The 16,105-nt window shown below is 43.5% G+C and carries 14 protein-coding genes and 1 tRNA gene; 5 read left to right on the top strand and 10 right to left on the bottom strand.

All coding sequences use genetic code 11. The annotated features are described in order from the left end of the window. Positions 1–94: 94 nt before the first annotated feature. The 3 genes from IDJ76_RS17200 to IDJ76_RS17190 all read right to left on the bottom strand — a co-directional run bounded on the left by IDJ76_RS17200 (position 95) and on the right by IDJ76_RS17190 (position 4,458). A complete protein-coding gene (locus tag IDJ76_RS17200; protein WP_191164850.1) occupies positions 95–1,657 on the bottom strand; it encodes a hypothetical protein in 1,563 nt (520 codons plus the stop codon). Continuing rightward, positions 1,570–2,169 carry a hypothetical protein gene (locus IDJ76_RS17195; protein WP_191164848.1) on the bottom strand — a complete coding sequence of 200 codons (600 nt, stop codon included), beginning with the start codon at positions 2,167–2,169 and terminating at the stop codon, positions 1,570–1,572. The genes IDJ76_RS17200 and IDJ76_RS17195 overlap by 88 nt, the downstream gene beginning before the upstream one ends. Positions 2,170–2,292: 123 nt before the next feature. After that, a complete protein-coding gene (locus IDJ76_RS17190; RefSeq protein ID WP_191164846.1) occupies positions 2,293–4,458 on the bottom strand; it encodes an autotransporter outer membrane beta-barrel domain-containing protein in 2,166 nt (721 codons plus the stop codon). A 688-nt stretch (positions 4,459–5,146) separates the two neighbouring features. On the opposite strand from IDJ76_RS17190, the gene IDJ76_RS17185 reads away from it, so the two are divergent. Together IDJ76_RS17185 and IDJ76_RS17180 are read left to right on the top strand one after the other, a co-directional pair. Next, a complete protein-coding gene (locus tag IDJ76_RS17185) occupies positions 5,147–5,359 on the top strand; it encodes a hypothetical protein (protein WP_191164844.1) in 213 nt (70 codons plus the stop codon). 24 nt (positions 5,360–5,383) lie between these two features. Beyond that, positions 5,384–7,648 carry a hypothetical protein gene (locus tag IDJ76_RS17180; protein WP_191164842.1) on the top strand — a complete coding sequence of 755 codons (2,265 nt, stop codon included), beginning with the start codon at positions 5,384–5,386 and terminating at the stop codon, positions 7,646–7,648. A 939-nt stretch (positions 7,649–8,587) separates the two neighbouring features. Here the strand turns inward: IDJ76_RS17180 and IDJ76_RS17175 are convergent. The 3 genes from IDJ76_RS17175 to IDJ76_RS17165 form a co-directional block, all read right to left on the bottom strand. Beyond that, positions 8,588–8,926, bottom strand: coding sequence for an Arm DNA-binding domain-containing protein (locus IDJ76_RS17175; protein WP_224746385.1), 339 nt, complete (start codon positions 8,924–8,926; stop codon positions 8,588–8,590). Between the two features lie 297 nt (positions 8,927–9,223). Next, positions 9,224–9,297, bottom strand: a tRNA-Ile gene (locus IDJ76_RS17170). A gap of 141 nt (positions 9,298–9,438) precedes the next feature. Then, on the bottom strand, positions 9,439–10,038 hold the full coding sequence (locus tag IDJ76_RS17165) for a GIN domain-containing protein (protein WP_191164840.1): 600 nt from the start codon (positions 10,036–10,038) through the stop codon (positions 9,439–9,441). A gap of 482 nt (positions 10,039–10,520) precedes the next feature. Here IDJ76_RS17165 and IDJ76_RS17160 point away from each other — a divergent pair, with 482 nt between their 5' ends. Continuing rightward, the gene (locus IDJ76_RS17160; RefSeq protein ID WP_191164838.1) at positions 10,521–11,984 is read left to right on the top strand and encodes a tetratricopeptide repeat protein; all 1,464 of its coding nucleotides are present in this window, start codon (positions 10,521–10,523) and stop codon (positions 11,982–11,984) included. A gap of 66 nt (positions 11,985–12,050) precedes the next feature. On the opposite strand, the gene IDJ76_RS17155 is transcribed toward IDJ76_RS17160, so the two are convergent. Continuing rightward, positions 12,051–12,644, bottom strand: a complete 594-nt coding sequence (locus IDJ76_RS17155; protein WP_191164836.1) for a C40 family peptidase — start codon at positions 12,642–12,644, stop codon at positions 12,051–12,053. 76 nt (positions 12,645–12,720) lie between these two features. Further along, positions 12,721–13,050, bottom strand: coding sequence for a hypothetical protein (locus tag IDJ76_RS17150; RefSeq protein ID WP_191164834.1), 330 nt, complete (start codon positions 13,048–13,050; stop codon positions 12,721–12,723). A 159-nt stretch (positions 13,051–13,209) separates the two neighbouring features. On the opposite strand from IDJ76_RS17150, the gene IDJ76_RS17145 reads away from it, so the two are divergent. Both IDJ76_RS17145 and IDJ76_RS17140 read left to right on the top strand, forming a co-directional pair. Beyond that, a complete protein-coding gene (locus IDJ76_RS17145; protein WP_191164832.1) occupies positions 13,210–14,067 on the top strand; it encodes a chromate resistance protein ChrB domain-containing protein in 858 nt (285 codons plus the stop codon). Positions 14,068–14,133: 66 nt separating this feature from the next. Then, the gene (locus IDJ76_RS17140; protein ID WP_224746384.1) at positions 14,134–14,619 is read left to right on the top strand and encodes a hypothetical protein; all 486 of its coding nucleotides are present in this window, start codon (positions 14,134–14,136) and stop codon (positions 14,617–14,619) included. A 5-nt stretch (positions 14,620–14,624) separates the two neighbouring features. On the opposite strand, the gene arsB is transcribed toward IDJ76_RS17140, so the two are convergent. Beyond that, a complete protein-coding gene (arsB, locus tag IDJ76_RS17135; protein WP_191164828.1) occupies positions 14,625–15,686 on the bottom strand; it encodes an ACR3 family arsenite efflux transporter in 1,062 nt (353 codons plus the stop codon). Next, a complete protein-coding gene (locus tag IDJ76_RS17130; protein ID WP_191164826.1) occupies positions 15,686–16,105 on the bottom strand; it encodes an arsenate reductase ArsC in 420 nt (139 codons plus the stop codon). The genes arsB and IDJ76_RS17130 overlap by 1 nt, the downstream gene beginning before the upstream one ends.

Genomic DNA, 16,105 nt, shown 5'->3' with positions numbered 1-16,105 from the left:
AAAGAAATTAAACTAAAGTCCTACAACAAAAAAGCTCAAACATCTTTGGTGGATGTTTGAGCTTTTTTATCAATGTTTGTGCAATCAAAAATAGTCAACCTATTTCAGGACTACTCAAAGGATCAAGGCTCCAACTTGTCACCCCGGAAACGACATTTTGTTTTAGCTGCAAATTATAATTTGTACTTGGGGTATCCCAGCGTTGCACAACGTAAGTTCCATCTGCGGTCTTTGTTTGGCTAACATGCAATAATGCGCTTGGATTTACAGCCCCCACTCCAATCCTTCCTGTGCCGTCTATTACTAAATCATTTCCATAATACCATTGATTTCCGGAGCCAACTTTGTCGAAATATCTTCTGGTACCAAACATCATTTTGCCGGTAGGATCCTGATCATTACTATTTCCTGCTACGGTGATAATTCTTCCCTGGCCATAAGAGTTAGTGCCATCGGTATTAGCGGGGATCGCAAATTCCAGCTGTGCACCCGCGGCGGAATTTCTCCCGTTTGTGTTGGCCTGAACGATCATGCTTTGGGCTGAAAGTGGCGTATATCCGTCAATCGAGTTGCCGCTCGTTATCATATGCAACTTGGATGCGGGAGTCGAAGTTCCTATTCCGACATACCCGTCGCCTGTTATGCGCACCCGCTCCAGATTGGTTCCAGTGCTGATGGAAATACCGCCACCTGTCCATCCCGGGCCGCGCAAAAAGGAAACTGAACTGTTTGTTTGTCCGCCGAAATTGTGTTCAATAGCGAAACTTTTAACGTCAGATAACGTCGAATAGATTCCGTTGAGCTGCGAGTAATAATTTTTTACACCTAAAAAAGTACCGTTCCCCGTGGCATTACCCTCGCTTAATCTACCCAAAACGGAGGATAGCTGGGCGTCCATGGGTTTTCCGACGTCCAGGAAAGCCGCCGGATTGATTGTAGAAATTCCAACTCTTCCGGCCCCATCTATAACCAAATCATTGCCGTAGTACCATTGATTTCCTGTTCCTAATTTATTAAAGTTACGCCTGGTACCCAAGATCATCTTTCCTGTCGCATCGGCATTAGTTGCTGTACCTGCGACGGTGATAATTCTTCCTTGCCCGAAAAGATTTGATCCGTCCGTGTTGGCCGGTATCGCAAATTCCAACTGGGCACCGGCATTCTGGTTTCTACTTCCTGTATTGGCCTGTATGGTCATGCTTTGATCACCAATAGTATTGACGGCATCAGCAGTGTTACCGGAACCGATCACATGAAATCTGGAAGCCGGGGCGGAAGTACCCACACCAACATTGCCACCCTGCGCATTCAAGAGTAATGCGCCAAAAGTGCTGCTGTTGCTTACGCTTTGTAAAGAAGTAGCCCCATCCACGTCTGCAGTGGTTCTTAAAAGCGCATAGGTCTTTGTCCCAAAGCCGACTTTCAAGTTGGTACCAGCTGCCGCATTGTTGGAATAAACGGCCATGTTGCCACCGACGATATCCAGCCGATCGGCTGGACTTGTCGTCCCGATGCCTACATATCCATTTGGATCTATGACAAGTCTGCTAAATCCTGCAGTAGCGTCCGCTATAACAAAATTTCCCGCGCCGAGTGATGAACCATTTGCCGCAGCCAGGAAACGATAACTACGTCCCCCGTAACCGACATTTTCCAAGCCGAAACCAAATTCAGATAATGACGTAAAATTATTGTGAACATAGCAGAAAGATACCCTAAACCGGATCCTACATAACTGCTTACGGTTAAAGGGTAACCCGGATTTAAATACGTGCCGTTGAGATTTCCGATAGCAACCCTGCCATTGGCAACAGACATCGTTGCGTTGTTTCCTGTTGTGCCAAAAAGAAATCGGCCGGAATTTGCCCGGAATGCGATATCTCCCGCCATAGTGCCGGGAAAGTGGGTGTTGGAGGTGGTAATAAGGCCAGGGGCATAACCCATGAGCGTTCCGTTGTTTCGCAACGTAAAAGCGGGGTTTACGCCATCAGCCGAAACGCCGTCAAGACTTGTATTGGAAAAAACATGCAATTTGTTTGCCAGGGAGCTGGTTATTCCAATCCCGACTGCATCCGGTGTTGTTGTTGTGCCGCCCGAGGAATTGAATTGCGCTATCAACAGGTTTGGTGCTAGCATTAACAATCCTGCTGCGAAAAGTAATTTTCTCATAATAAAGCAATAAGGTTGATGCCAATAATTACAGTATAAACTGATAGGCATCAAAGTATTAGGTTTATTCTAAGATAGTTATTTAACAAATATTATTATCTGTTTTGAAAAAAAAATATTCTATCACAACGAGATGCCCAGTTTGGCTTTCAAAAGATCAATATCCTTTTGCTGCTTTTTATTTAAGGCCGCTTCGGCGTCCAACTGTTTGTCTTTTTCGATCAGGTAAAGCGTCAATTCCTCAATTTTTTTGAGAAGCAATGTGTTCATTTCACCGAGATTGATGCCGTTTTGAGACATTTCTTTGGCCGAAGGCACCTCGGGCAGATGATGCATTTTTGAGATAAATGCCTCTACGTCTTTAAGCGTATTCAGTTTATACTTTTCTTCAAAGACGTAATCCGGAGCAGGTACATTCAGGTCAACCCGCACCTCTGTCGTGTGAATATTTCCGTTTACGGTTAGCTTTGCATCCGTATTTGGCGTACCTATTCCAACGTTTCCATTATTTTTTATGGTTAGTCTCCTGAATGGTTGAAGATCCGCATGCGTTATATTATAAGAGTTTCCGGTCGTGATCCGGTTGTAAAAGGCAATGTCGCCTGAGTTTTCATGATCCATCATACTAAAATCAGAGTATTGTCCGCCTTCAATATGCCAAAGATTATCTGCGTCAACCCAGTGGATGTTGGACGAATAGGCTGACCTGACGTATCCGTTTTGCGATGCCATTGCGGCATGTAGATAGGATTTGGTTTGCCCCGTCATCGTTAAAACCGGGTTGATCGCATTCTTGGTAATCATGTTCAGTGTATTGGCAACTGAAAGCGTGCCTGTAGGGTCGGTATCTCCAACGCCCACACTTCCATTTTTAAAGGTAAGACCTGAGGAGATTTGCCCATTATTTGTCGGAGATAAGTTCCAGCTGGTTGCACCGGAGGAGATCGTTTGCGACAGCAAAAGATTATAAGCACTGTTGGTACCGTCCCACCGTTGCATGGCATAAAAACCATCAGCACTATTATTTTGTCTTACATGCATTAATGCGGTGGGAGAGAGCACTCCAATTCCAATTTTACCCGATCCATCAATTGTGAGATCATTACCGTAAAACCATTGGCTTCCTGCGCCGGATTTATCAAAATATCTTTTTGTTCCCAGGATCATCTTACCGGTTGCATCATTGTTAACCGTGTTTCCAGCCACCGTCATAATCCGGCCCTGGCCGTAGAAATTTGTGCCATCTGTATTCGCCGGAATGGCGAACTCCAGTTGAGCGCCGACATTTAAACTGCGCCCACCCGTATTTGCCTGTACTGTCAAACTTTGTCCTGATAATGGGTTATAATCATCCAGACTGTTGCCGTTACCCGTAACGTGTAATTTCGAAATAGGAGCGGATATGCCCACACCCACGTTTCCTCCGTTAGGATCAAGTAAAAGTGATCCGTATGAATTGTTGGAGTTACCGACACTTTGGATGGAACCTGCTCCATTAGCATCAGCAGTGGTATTGATCAGCATATAAGTTTTACCTGTCGCGTTGGAACCAATCTTTAAATTAGTGCCTCCCCCGGAATAGACCGACATGTTTCCACCCTGAATATCCAGCCTATCAGCCGGGCTAACAGTTCCTATGCCGATATTACCGGCAGGATTGATAACCATTCTGGTAAAACCTGCCGTAGCGTCTGCAATTCCGAAATTTCCGGCTCCGACGCTAGACCCTGAGGCTGCGGCCAGAAAACGCCAGTTCCTGCCGTCCTGACCATAATTATTGATGCCAATACCAAACTCTGCGCTATTACTTGAAAACATGGCTGCAAGATATCCGAACCCTGACCCAACCCCAGTATTCACATTTAAGGGGTAAACCGGGTTAATAAAATCAGGGCTGTTCAAATTTCCAATCCCGACTTTACCGTTGGCGATAGCCATAGTAGGGTAGGAACCGTTGAAGCCGAAAAGCATTTTTCCTGAACTGGACCGAAAGACGATATCATTAACGGCCGAGCCGCCAAAATAGATACCCGCGGTGGAAACCAGTCCTGGAAATTGGCCGACGATAGTGCCGGCATTTCTCAACAAGAGTGCAGGATTGTTAGTGCCGTCAACGGATATGCCGTCATAAAAACTGGTCGAATAGACGTGCAGCTTATTAATGGGGCTGGTAGTTCCTATGCCCACCTGATCGAGCGTTGTAGTCGAACCTCCGGCGTTGCTAAATTGTGCCATTAAAAGGGAAGGAATTAGAAGGAATAGTCCCGCAGTAAAAAGGAGCTTTTTCATGAATTGAAGTGATAAGGTTCTATTAAAAGGCTTGGATATTTCGGACGTTCCAATATAATAATATTTTCATTAAGAAGTATTATTATATTCTTTAGAATTAATATTTCAATATTTTCGCTTGTGCGCGCGCGACACTTGAATGAAAAATTTCGTCATCAGGCTATTTTTCGCTGACCCTATTTTTTTTGAATTGAGTTAGGGGCTTGCTTTTTATTACTCATCATCAGAAAGGAGCCGTCATATAGATGCGTCTTGAACTCAGCGTTTATAATTGCCGGATTAAAATTAACTGATAAATTTTCGAAGCGCTAACATACCGTCGCATCGCCATTGTTTTGTCTGGTTGAAATATCAACAAGGTTAGGTTGCAAGAGTAGAAAATCTTTTATTTTAAAATTTATAAATCAAGTTTTAATACTCCAAATTTTCGACAATAAACAGGTGGCGTTTCAAACAAAGGATAAGTATGTCAATAATTAGAGGCAGACGTTTTTTTTCTTTAAGCGGGTCTTTGATAAACAATTTTGTAAAAGAGTTGACTTACATACAATTTGGCAACAAACCGTGCGGGAGTTGAAAAAAGCAAGCCGCGAATCTCGCCCATTGCGCGCAAGCCGGATAATAGTAGTAGCTTTAGATAAAAAATGATGATGCTTAAAGGACACACAATCAAAAAAGTAGTGCTTGCATGAATAACAATCAAACTATTTCCCTATCAGAATTTACGCTGCTTGGTAATTATCTAAAAGCTAACGAGTACATTTCCAATGGAGAGGCGCTGGTTTCGCAAAGTGGAAAGTTTTTAGCCCTGATCGACAATGACGGCCGCCTATGCATTTATCAGCGCAGAGCCGGCGGGAACCAGGCGGATTTGTATCATTGTGTGCTGATGACGGGATGACCGGCGGGTACTTACCGCGGGACATTGCAGGCAAATGGCAATTTTAGTATTACCGGGGTAAGCGATCAGCCCGGAGCTTCCACTTTGGTTTGGTCTTCCAACACGGAGCATGGATTTGATGTGGCTTATTTTCTGATCATGCAGAATGACGGGAATCTTTCCGTTTATGGTGGCACCGGACCTGCGGATTACCGGGAAAGGCAATGGTCAACAGGAAGCCCGATGCGTGCCGAAGCTGTACCCAAACCTCCGCCAGTACCGGAAGAAATTATTATGGGAACTAACATGGCCTATCCCAGCGGAACATCCTGGGGATTGCCGCCCAACGAGCCTGTCCTGCAACAATTCCGGGTTCAAAAAACAGGATGCCCGACAAATTTATTTATCGGTATGGGCAATAACCAAAATGCATATGGGGCAAGAATCAGGTTCTTACGCGGAACGGAGACGGTTTTTGAACGAACCTATTCTAATCTTGTGCAAAGAAGCCAGGATTGGACCACGCCTTACCCGCTGGAAGGATTTTCCGAAATATTGGTGCGCGGCGAGTTCATTACTATAGAGCTCACCGTTTTTCAGGAGGTGGGTATCGAACCGATACACGCCAACCTGGAAGATTATCCGAAAGGGGTCATCAGCAGAAGTGCTGCCGCGATCAAATTTTACGTGGAGGGCCTTAGTCAATTAGAAACAAACATAGATATCCAAAAAAAAGTTGACGGGCTGGTTTTGCTGCAGGACGGAGAAACAAGGACAGTTGCCATCGGTGAGCAAATGACATTCAGTATGAATACGGAAGGAGAGGTACTGGAAACGATATGGGTATTCCCCCCGGAAGCGATTGGCCTATGGGTGCAGTCTCGAAAACGGGGAATGATGGTTTATGAACCGGAAGTTTTAAAACTGGGGAGTTCGTCTCCTACATTCTTTTATTCCAAAAAGGGGAATTATTCCGAAGGAGTGCGCTGGAAGATAAGAGACGTACACGGAGAGGTCATCAACGGGGAGGGTAGGACATCTGTTTGGCGGGTTACCGATCTGGAAGACTTTCGCATGCGGTGCAGGTGCCATGCTGTAGCGGTACACCGCCTGAGCGGAGGAGCGGTAAGGATGCAGCTCGGGTCCAGTACAATTCCGGGGATGATAATCAAATTTGAGGCTGCTTTGGAAGCAGGTGCCTTTGTTATGGAATTGTCTGTTATTCAATTTGTAAGAGGTACGCGAAGGTATACAAAAGCCGATGGGTCCACATTTTTACTAAGCACGGGTGAGGAGTGGTATCTTGATCGCACGGATGAAAACCCGGAGATATATTATAAAGGCCGGGGGGAGGATAATGATTCCTTTACGGAGTTGGTGCTGGAAACGCCACGCTCTGTAATGATGGTTGATAATCCTTCTTCTTTTTTAGACCAGCGTAAACTTGGCGTGAGTGTGAATGAGACCTTCAGGACTTATCTGGTTGTTCGTCCCAAAGTGCCCGACCCGGCCAATGCACGCTGGGGTACCGTGGGTTATGTAGAATGGTCCTGGAGAGCCTCCATATCACGGCCGTCAGCTGAAGATTTATGGCCTCATGAACCGGCTGAATCCTATGTGACCCCAGAAGCCGAACTGATCTTTACCAATACGGATAGGTTGCCGAACTGGGCACATGACACCCGGGAGCTGGTCACAAAGCTTGAAATCGAATTTGCAGACGCGGTGCTATCTACACCGCCTGCAACAGGAATTACCAATGCCCGGATCATTGAAATCAAAGCGCATACGTCGATGACCGGCGAGTTTAAACGTCAGGTGGAAGAGGTGATCTGCGTTCCCGTATCTCAATCAAATGGTGATGCCTTTTCCTGTTTACTTTGGGCGGAACTGGCCGATGCCAATAAAGCACTCAGCATAGCCGGAATAGAATCGGTCCGTGAAGTCGAACCCGCCAGGCGGTACTCTTTAGCGCATAGCGATGTCCGGCATACAATGACGGTTGATGTCGCCCCCTTTAATCTTTACAAAGACTCGGTAAACCATTTTAAATTTGCGGAGGCATTCAGTCCTTACACCATGAGCGAACTGGCGGAGCGTCTGGTAAGGGAAAGTGCCAGGCGGTATCCTCACACGACGCTCAGCGCGCAGATATTTTCAGTTGATACGGTTTTTTTAAATTTTTCTTCCGAGATAGACGAGGAATTTCTGAGATGGGTAGCCTCTTATGCACAAGGGAGCATGGCTGCTCGTGCGCAGGCTTTTCGTTCAGATGACCCGCCACCAGTCCATGACGGTCCGCTGATGTAGTGATTTGATGCAATTTTGAAGTACGTTTGCAATAGGCAGAGCGCCCATTGCAAACGTGAAGATTCGTTAAGTCATAACGCTATAGCTATTCTGGTCTTACATTGGATTGGCTTTCTGATCTTCCAAGAAATTTTTTACGAAATCGCTCATCCGGATCCCATAAAAGTCGGTAATCATCTGGAGGTTTTTTTAAGGTGAAGTTTACTTAATAATTTTCCCAAGCCAGGAAGGCTCCCCGGGTAATTTTCATACAGTCGGCCACATGTTGTTGTGAGTAATCATGACGAAGGCGAAGCTTGCGAAGCGCTAGCCCTACGCCTACGGGCACAATTAAAATTCCTTGCTTAACAGGCCGTTGTCCAGTTTCTATATGCTGCATTTAAATTGAGAAATTGAAAGGTTCTTTTAAATGTATGCGTACATGCTTTCAGGTCACAAAAAATTATCTAAAGGGAGCGTTGCAGATGCTGAACGTTATTATTGGACCTAACATTGTTAGGAATACTTGCTATATCGCCATCCCCCGTGCAGTTTATGAGCAAAACTTTACCAGAGAAATCATTTCTTACAGTGTTATAAACATTTGTAAACGGGAGAACTCAAACAGCCCGATAAATAAATTGAATGTAATTCCAGCGACTTAAATATCGGCGAGAGGTGAGGGGATAAGTTGAAACAATGATGCTTGCGGTGCCACAATGATTCCTATGGGATTATATTCTGAAGGCTTACAATATCGATTTAAAAGTGGCGTATTATCTTCTTTTTGTAAGTCATGCGATTCTTCTTAAAATTATCGATTATTCGTAAGACAAAAATTAATCTAATGTCGACTAAAACATGCATCCTTGCGGATTATCCCCATCAAACCAATCTCCCGATTTATTACCGGCTTTATTTACCGACTTGCCGACAACCCTTTTTAGTAATGCGCTATTCTCAATTGGCAAGGGAGTAAACCTGGGCTTCCTCTCCGAGATAAAGGTCTTTAACTGCTTTAGCCGATAACATTTTCCTTTTGATCTGAAGTTCTTTATAGCTATTGCCAATAGCAAGCCTTACTTCCTCGAGGTAATTGTTAATGTATTTGACATCCTCCTTATTCCCTTTGGCGGCACCTTTGCCGCCGTCCCAATTTTTGGGATCAACATTTTGCTTTAAAGCGATGTAAGCCCGTTGACGGTTAACGGTCACGCAGGCATAAATAGGCTCTTTTCCGTCTTTCGCTTTGTCGGGACGGGTGGTAAAATGAATACCGAACGACTGTGATGTTTGCATAAATTCTAACTTTTTAGTTTTAAATGTTTCTTACTTCATCCCGTTTTTAGGTAACACAACAGGTAACACAAATACATTTAAAAATTGCCCGAAAAAAAACAACTTTTAACGCTGTAATAAACTGTTAATCAATTTATTGAAGCGGTTTGTGTTACCTAAGTTAAAAACAAAGAACAGGTAGTCGGATAGGTAACGAGAACGTTGGCTTTACAAAGGGTTTTTAAGGGGATAATTAATGAAAAAACCCCTTAAATCAGCGATTTAAGGGGTTTTCGGTGTCTCCGATGTTAGAGTTTGTGCGCCCACCTGGGCTCGAACCAGGGACCAAAAGATTATGAGTCTTCTACTCTAACCAACTGAGCTATAGGCGCTGAAAATATTTACTATTTTCGAGGTTGCAAATATGTAAAATTGAAGCCGGAATTACAAAAATCATTTCATTTTTTATGGAAACTATATAACCGGCTGTTTAAGAGATAATTTAAATTGCAACGATACCGCGCAAGGCCAAATTACATCCCAATTTGTTGGGTAGCTATACCTGCAGTAAAGATGATCTTGTTTTCAAATGTGTAATTGGCGGCAAATTCGGCGCTTTTTACACTGGCAGCGTCATCCCTTTTCAGTGTGAACAGATCTGCATTGCCTTTTAAGGCTGCAGTAGCGTTATCTTTGACGCTTAAATTAACCTGGTAAGCCGCTAAATTCAACTGTGCAGTGGCGTTGTTGTGTAAGTCGACTGCAAATTCAATTTTAGATATATTACCGAATGACTTCACGGTAGAATTGTCGAAAACCGATACCGAACGTAAATCGTTCGCGCTTACCCAAACCACCAATTTTTCGGTTTTGTAAGACGATATGCGTAACACACCGTTTTTGCTTTGTACCAGGGCGCTTTCTGCGTAGTATTTGTTGTAAATCTTTACCTGGTCGGTGTTAGCGTCAGAAATGTAAAGTTCAACATTGCCGTGCACTTCAATTTTATTGATAGCACTGATATCGTTAAGCAGGGTGTAAGCATCATCTGTTATAGTTTTTGCGCTGGCTGCATTGTTGGCTCCCAATACTGTTACTAAAACAGCTATAAGGGTTAAAATTTTAATTTTCATTGTTTTGATATTTTGTATGATGTTGTAAAATGATCGTACCGGATAATTGAAAGTACGATTGCTAAAAGTGTGATAATCAATATAACGACATAATAATTAATGCGTTTACGACCACCTCTTTTTGGGCACCGCAAAGGTGCGGTTAACCAGGGAAATTAATATAATCTTAGTGTAATAATTACACTAAGATTTGGTTTTGTTTTTTAACGCTGATTTTTGTACTAAATAACTGTTTTACAGCACCAAATATCAAATTTAACCCTGTGTTTTTAGTTTATAAAGATTGAAGGATGAAAAATTCAGGCGAACCTTTTCGTTTTTCGCGGCGTAAAAAGGCCTGTTGAGCGGGTGAAATTTTAGAAGCCGGGCTGTTTTACCTTGTATTTAGTTCTACAAAACTCAAAATTACTTCGAGCCTGGTTGTTATATAAATAGCTTTACAATCAATAGGAATATTATTTTTATTGATTATTGTATAAGTTATGTTATTTTCATACGGGCATTGCTTTGTGTTTTTTAACGGTAATTACAAAATAGGTGTGCTGGTAAATATGTTGATGACGAAAATGGGCAGCAAAATGCCGAAGATATGGGTGGCAGTATTCCTACTGTTTTTAACTTTTACAGCACGCGCGCAACAGGCGCCTGAGAAAAGCAACAAAGAGCTGTTAGACCTGGCGGTTTACGAAATAAACGAAGACAAAAACTACCCGTATGCGTTCGATTTGGTGAACTTCGGTTTAAAGCAAAACCCGGACGATACCGAACTACGCGTATTACTCGCCCGTTTATATGTTTTGACAAAAGAACCTGCTAAAGCGGGTGCCGAGTTTAAAAAAGTATTGGGAAAAGACCCGAATAATGCCGATGCACTACAATACCTAAAAGATATAGACCCCAAGTATTTGAGTGGGGCGGATGCTATTACTAAAGTGCCAGCCAAAAAGGTAGCTGGCAAAAAGAAGTCTGTAATCGCCAAACAAGTAGCTATTCCTGTTGATCAGGTTGCCGTGGTTGAGAAACCCGTGAACGTTAAACCAGTAACTGTCCCTGTAGAGAAGGTTGCCGTGGTTGAGAAATCCGTGACCGTTAAACCTGTAACCGTTCCGGTAGAAAAGGTTGCAGTAGTTGAGAAACCCGTGTTCGTTAAACCTATAAGCGTTCCGGTAGAAAAGGTTGCGGTGGTTGAGAAACCCGTGACCGTTAAACCTGTAGCTGTTCCTGTGGAAAAGGTGACGGTGGTTGAGAAACCCGTGATCGTTAAACCTGTAACCGTTCCGGTAGAAAAGGTTGCGGTGGTTGAGAAACCTGTGAACGTTAAACCTGTACCTATTCCGGTAGAGAAGGTTGCGGTGGTTGAGAAGCCAGTGATTGTTAAACCTGTAGCTGTTCCTGTGGAAAAGGTGACGGTGGTTGAGAAACCCGTGATCGTTAAACCTGTAACCGTTCCGGTAGAAAAGGTTGCGGTGGTTGAGAAACCTGTGGCCGTTAAACCTGTAGCTGTTCCTGTAGAAAAGGTTGCGGTGGTTGAGAAACCTGTGGCCGTTAAACCTGTAGCTGTTCCTGTAGAAAAGGTTGCGGTGGTTGAGAAACCTGTGACCGTTAAACCTGTCGTTGTTCCGGTGGAGCAACCTATTCTAATGGGCGAAACTAATAATGCTGGTGTATTAGTCCAGAGAGCTAAAATGCTTGCCAAAAACAATGATTTTGAATCGGCGTATCGAATAGCATCCGCCTTGTACCATTCCGACCCGTCGGACCAATATCTTATTTCCTTTTATGCCGATCTGCATGTACAGGCGGCAACTTATTACCGTAACCAAGGCGATAAGGTCAAAGCTGATCAAGAACTTGCGACAGCGTTTGCCATCAATCCTGCAAATTCCGCGGCTTCCGCTTACATGGATTTGTTAGAGGCTAATGATAAGGCGATGAAGAAGCCTTAATACAGTTTGTGTAGGGCAAGTTCGTCTAGTTGTGTTTAAACCTTTAATAACACAATCCCCGAAAAGCTAATCCGGTCGATCGTTCTGCGGGAAGATCCTGATCGCTTTAATAAACCTGCCTTTATAATAGGGGGCTAATGAGGTTTCGGTTACTCCGTTGGCCCTGCCCGATGTGGAGTGAATAAAACGCACATCCCCTTCAATGTTTGAAGTGATGATCCCCATATGGCCTACTACACGTATCGTGCTGTCTGTACCTGTAAATAGTATCAGGTCGCCGGTAGTTGATCGGTTTACATCAATTTCCTTCTGTACATAAGTAAAGTCAACCGAGGTACGCGGTACAGCTATCTTGAAATGGTTAAACACATAGGTAATAAACCCCGAACAGTCAAACCCTTCTTCAGGATCTGTAGAGCCGTATTTATATTTAACGCCGGTAAGCGTTTTGGCGTAGGCAATCAGCTCTTGTGGGGTTGTGGTGCCCGTGATAACGGTAGTTATATGCCCGGTAGCATCAGCCGCAGGTGGGGGGATGTTATTTTGAGGGGTTTTTAATAACGTATCCCCAACGTTTGTGATCACATAGGTTGGCTGCCGCGGCTCGCCGCAAGATAGCAGCGTAGTAAATAGAATGAAACATCCGGCAATTGATCGCATATGTTACTTATACACAAATAATTGTATTTAAGTTTTAGGGTAAATAAAAAGACCCCTGTAAAGGGGCCCTTATATTTTATGATGCTTGCGTTACAACAGGTTCAGCAGTTTTTGCAGGTTTTGTTGTTTTTGCTTTTGAAGCCGTTTGTGCAACAGGTACTTTGGGAGCAGGAGCGGCAACTTCTGGTGCTTTTTCCTTTTCTACAGGTTGTGCGGCACTAATCATTTTAGCGAATTTTTTAGCTACTTTGCCTGAAGCCTTCACCAATTTCTTTTCAATTTTTTTAGTGTCGGCTTTTAATTCGGCGGCCGATTGTTTAATGGCGGCTATGATATGGTTTTGGATGTTAATGGTAACCGCTTTTTTAGCAGCTTTAACCATGGCCTTACGTTCTGATTTCTTCATATAGTGGTGATAAGCTGCAAATTTAGGTTAATATTAAGTTACTTGTATGTTATCATTATGTTAACAAATATTATTTAGGTAAAGTTTGTTAAAGTATATTTATTAATAATAGGTTGCGAAATTTATTCGCTAATGATATATATCGCGTATAATTGAAACATGAACTGGATTACGCGTGACCGTCCCAAAATTGACCGTATTGCATGCCCCTGGCTAATTAAACGTTTTATAGACCCCACGGCCCAGATAATTTTTGCGCCGTTTAAGCAAGTGCTAACATATGCCAAAGAATTGGACGCCATCCCTTTTGATTTGCCCAACGTGGAATATTCTCATTACGATGATCGCTGTACTTTTGACTACTTTATTAAGAAGCACAAGCTAAAAGATAATGCACTTGATACGATAGCAGCCATCGTTCGTGGTGCTGATACGGACAGGCACGATTTTGCACCACAGTCTGCTGGTCTTGAAGCCATCTTCTCGGGCCTGGCTTATAATATAAATAACGACCATAAACTTCTGGAACTTGGGATGATTATTTATGATGGGCTTTACAGCTGGGCCACCCACCTTTACCAATTAAAGCATACCCAGGCAGGCCCGGCAGAGCAGATGCTGCTGGATGTTTTCAACAAGTACATAAAACAAAACAGCTCAAAAAAAGCACCGCAGTGGGCCAAAGAGTTAAAAGAAATAATTCAGGATCAAATTGATACTAATATGAGTCTAAGTTTACAGCAAGTGTCTGACGAATTAGAGATTAACCCAACCTATCTTTCGCGCGAGTTTTCTAAGCACTTTGATAACCTGTCATTCGGTGATTATATCCGTAAGTTGAGGATCGATAAAGCTATAAATCTGATGCAAACTACCAGTTACGCGCTTACCGAGATAGCTTACCTCACGGGCTTTTCAGATCAAAGCCACTTCACCCGGACCTTTAAAAAGCAAACCGGCGAAAATCCCTCTGTTTATAAAAAAAATATCAGCAAAGGTAAAGAGGAGGCTAAATAGTATAAACTATACAATTTTGAGAGTTGGACGTGTGTTAGTATTGTGCCCAATATGAAAACACTTTTAATGAGTTTTTTATTTCTGGCGATTCTTAGAAACTGCCTTGCACAGCAGGCTGCTGTCTACCCACGCATTACCGGCTATTTTAGCATCGTTCAGCCGTTGACAACCTTTGCAGATGGCCATTTTACCAGCAATGTAGGAAAGGCTTATACCGTTGGCTTTCCTTTCGGGATTAATTTGTTGAAGAGCGACAATTTCGGGGTTAGCTTTGAAGTAGCACCGGCCATCCGGACAGAAAAAAACATTTCCAAAGTAAGCACGGTTTTGTTTCACCCCGGTGCCATGTTTCGGTTCAGGCATGGCTTTACGTTTATAGGGCGTATGGCTTTTGAAACTAACGGGCGTTTTGGTGTAACGCCTGTGTTTAACCAGGTTATTAAAAAAGGTAAAGACGCAAATTTATTTGTTTCAGTTCCGTTCCCGGTAAGGTTTGGTAACGGTCTGCCTGCTTCGATAAGTACAGGGGTGCAAATAGGTGTCTCGTTTTAAACTAATTACCAGTAGCGTCTCCGCAACCAAAATGCAACGTTTACCAGCGCTATCAGGGCCGGCACTTCAACCAGAGGACCTATTACCCCAGCAAATGCTTCGCCCGAATTAATGCCGAAAACGCCTATGGCAACTGCTATAGCTAATTCAAAGTTGTTGCCGGTCGCTGTAAATGCTATTGCGGTACTGCGCGAATAATCGGCCCCAAACCATTTGCCGATAAAAAAACTCAGCAAAAACATAATGGTAAAATAAATCACTAACGGAAGCGCGATACGTAAAACATCCATCGGAATCTGTACAATAAGGCTGCCCTTCAGGCTAAACATCACTACGATAGTAAACAGCAGCGCAATTAAAGTGATGGGTGATATAAATGGGATATATGTGTTTTGAAACCATTGTTCACCTTTTAATCTGATAAGTGTATAACGACTGATAATGCCCGCTGCAAATGGCAACCCCAGGTAAATAGCTACACTTTTAGCGATCTCTGCAATAGTGATATTAACAGCTAAACCCTTCAAGCCAAATAATGGCGGCAATATGGTGATAAACAACCAGGCATAAACGCTGTAAAGCAACACCTGAAAAATACTGTTCAAGGCAATCAGGCCCGCGGCATACTCCCGGTTACCTTCTGCCAGTTCGTTCCATACCACTACCATGGCAATACAACGCGCCAGGCCAATCAATATTAAACCTACCATATAGGTGGGGTGGTCGCGCAACAGTGTAATGGCCAGCACAAACATCAGCACCGGGCCGATGATCCAATTCAGGATCAAAGATGCGCTCAATACTTTGGTATCCTTAAAAACTTCGCCCATGTTTTCGTACTTAACCTTGGCCAGCGGCGGGTACATCATTAGTATAAGACCGATTGCCAGCGGGATATTGGTTGTGCCGCTGGAAAAAGAGTTAATGAGTTGGGCTGATGAGGGGATAAAATAACCTATTCCAACACCTATGGCCATTGCCAAAAAGATCCAAAGGGTAAGGTAGCTATCCAGGAAGCTTAGCTTTTTTCGATCTGCCGCGGGGGCGCAATCATTAGCAGCCGCCATTAGTTTTTTAAATTTTCGTTTACAAAATCCCGGCTGTATTTTTTGATCATATCGCGCACTTCGCTGAATTGTTCCATTACCTCCTCATCCGTTCCCTTGGCTTTGGCAGGATCGGGAAAATTGTAATGAAATTTAACTGCCTGCGTAGGAAAATAGGGGCAGCTCTCTTTAGCGTTATCGCATACGGTTATTACGTAGTCGAAATCCACATCCAGGTATTCGTTGATGTTATTAGAGGTATGTGCGGAGATATCTATCCCGTCGCGTTTCATTATCTCAATAGCTTTTGGGTTAACACCGTGTGTTTCTATCCCCGCGCTATAAATAGTTGCCCTATCGCCGGCAAAATGCCTTAAATAGCCTTCCGCAATTTGGCTGCGGCAACTGTTGCCGGTGCAAAGCACTAATACGTTTTTCAT

Origin of the sequence: Mucilaginibacter glaciei (assembly GCF_014773245.1) — a bacterium.
Taxonomy (GTDB): domain Bacteria; phylum Bacteroidota; class Bacteroidia; order Sphingobacteriales; family Sphingobacteriaceae; genus Mucilaginibacter; species Mucilaginibacter glaciei.
Note: the sequence above shows the minus strand (reverse complement) of the source record. Positions and strands in the feature narration are given on the sequence as shown.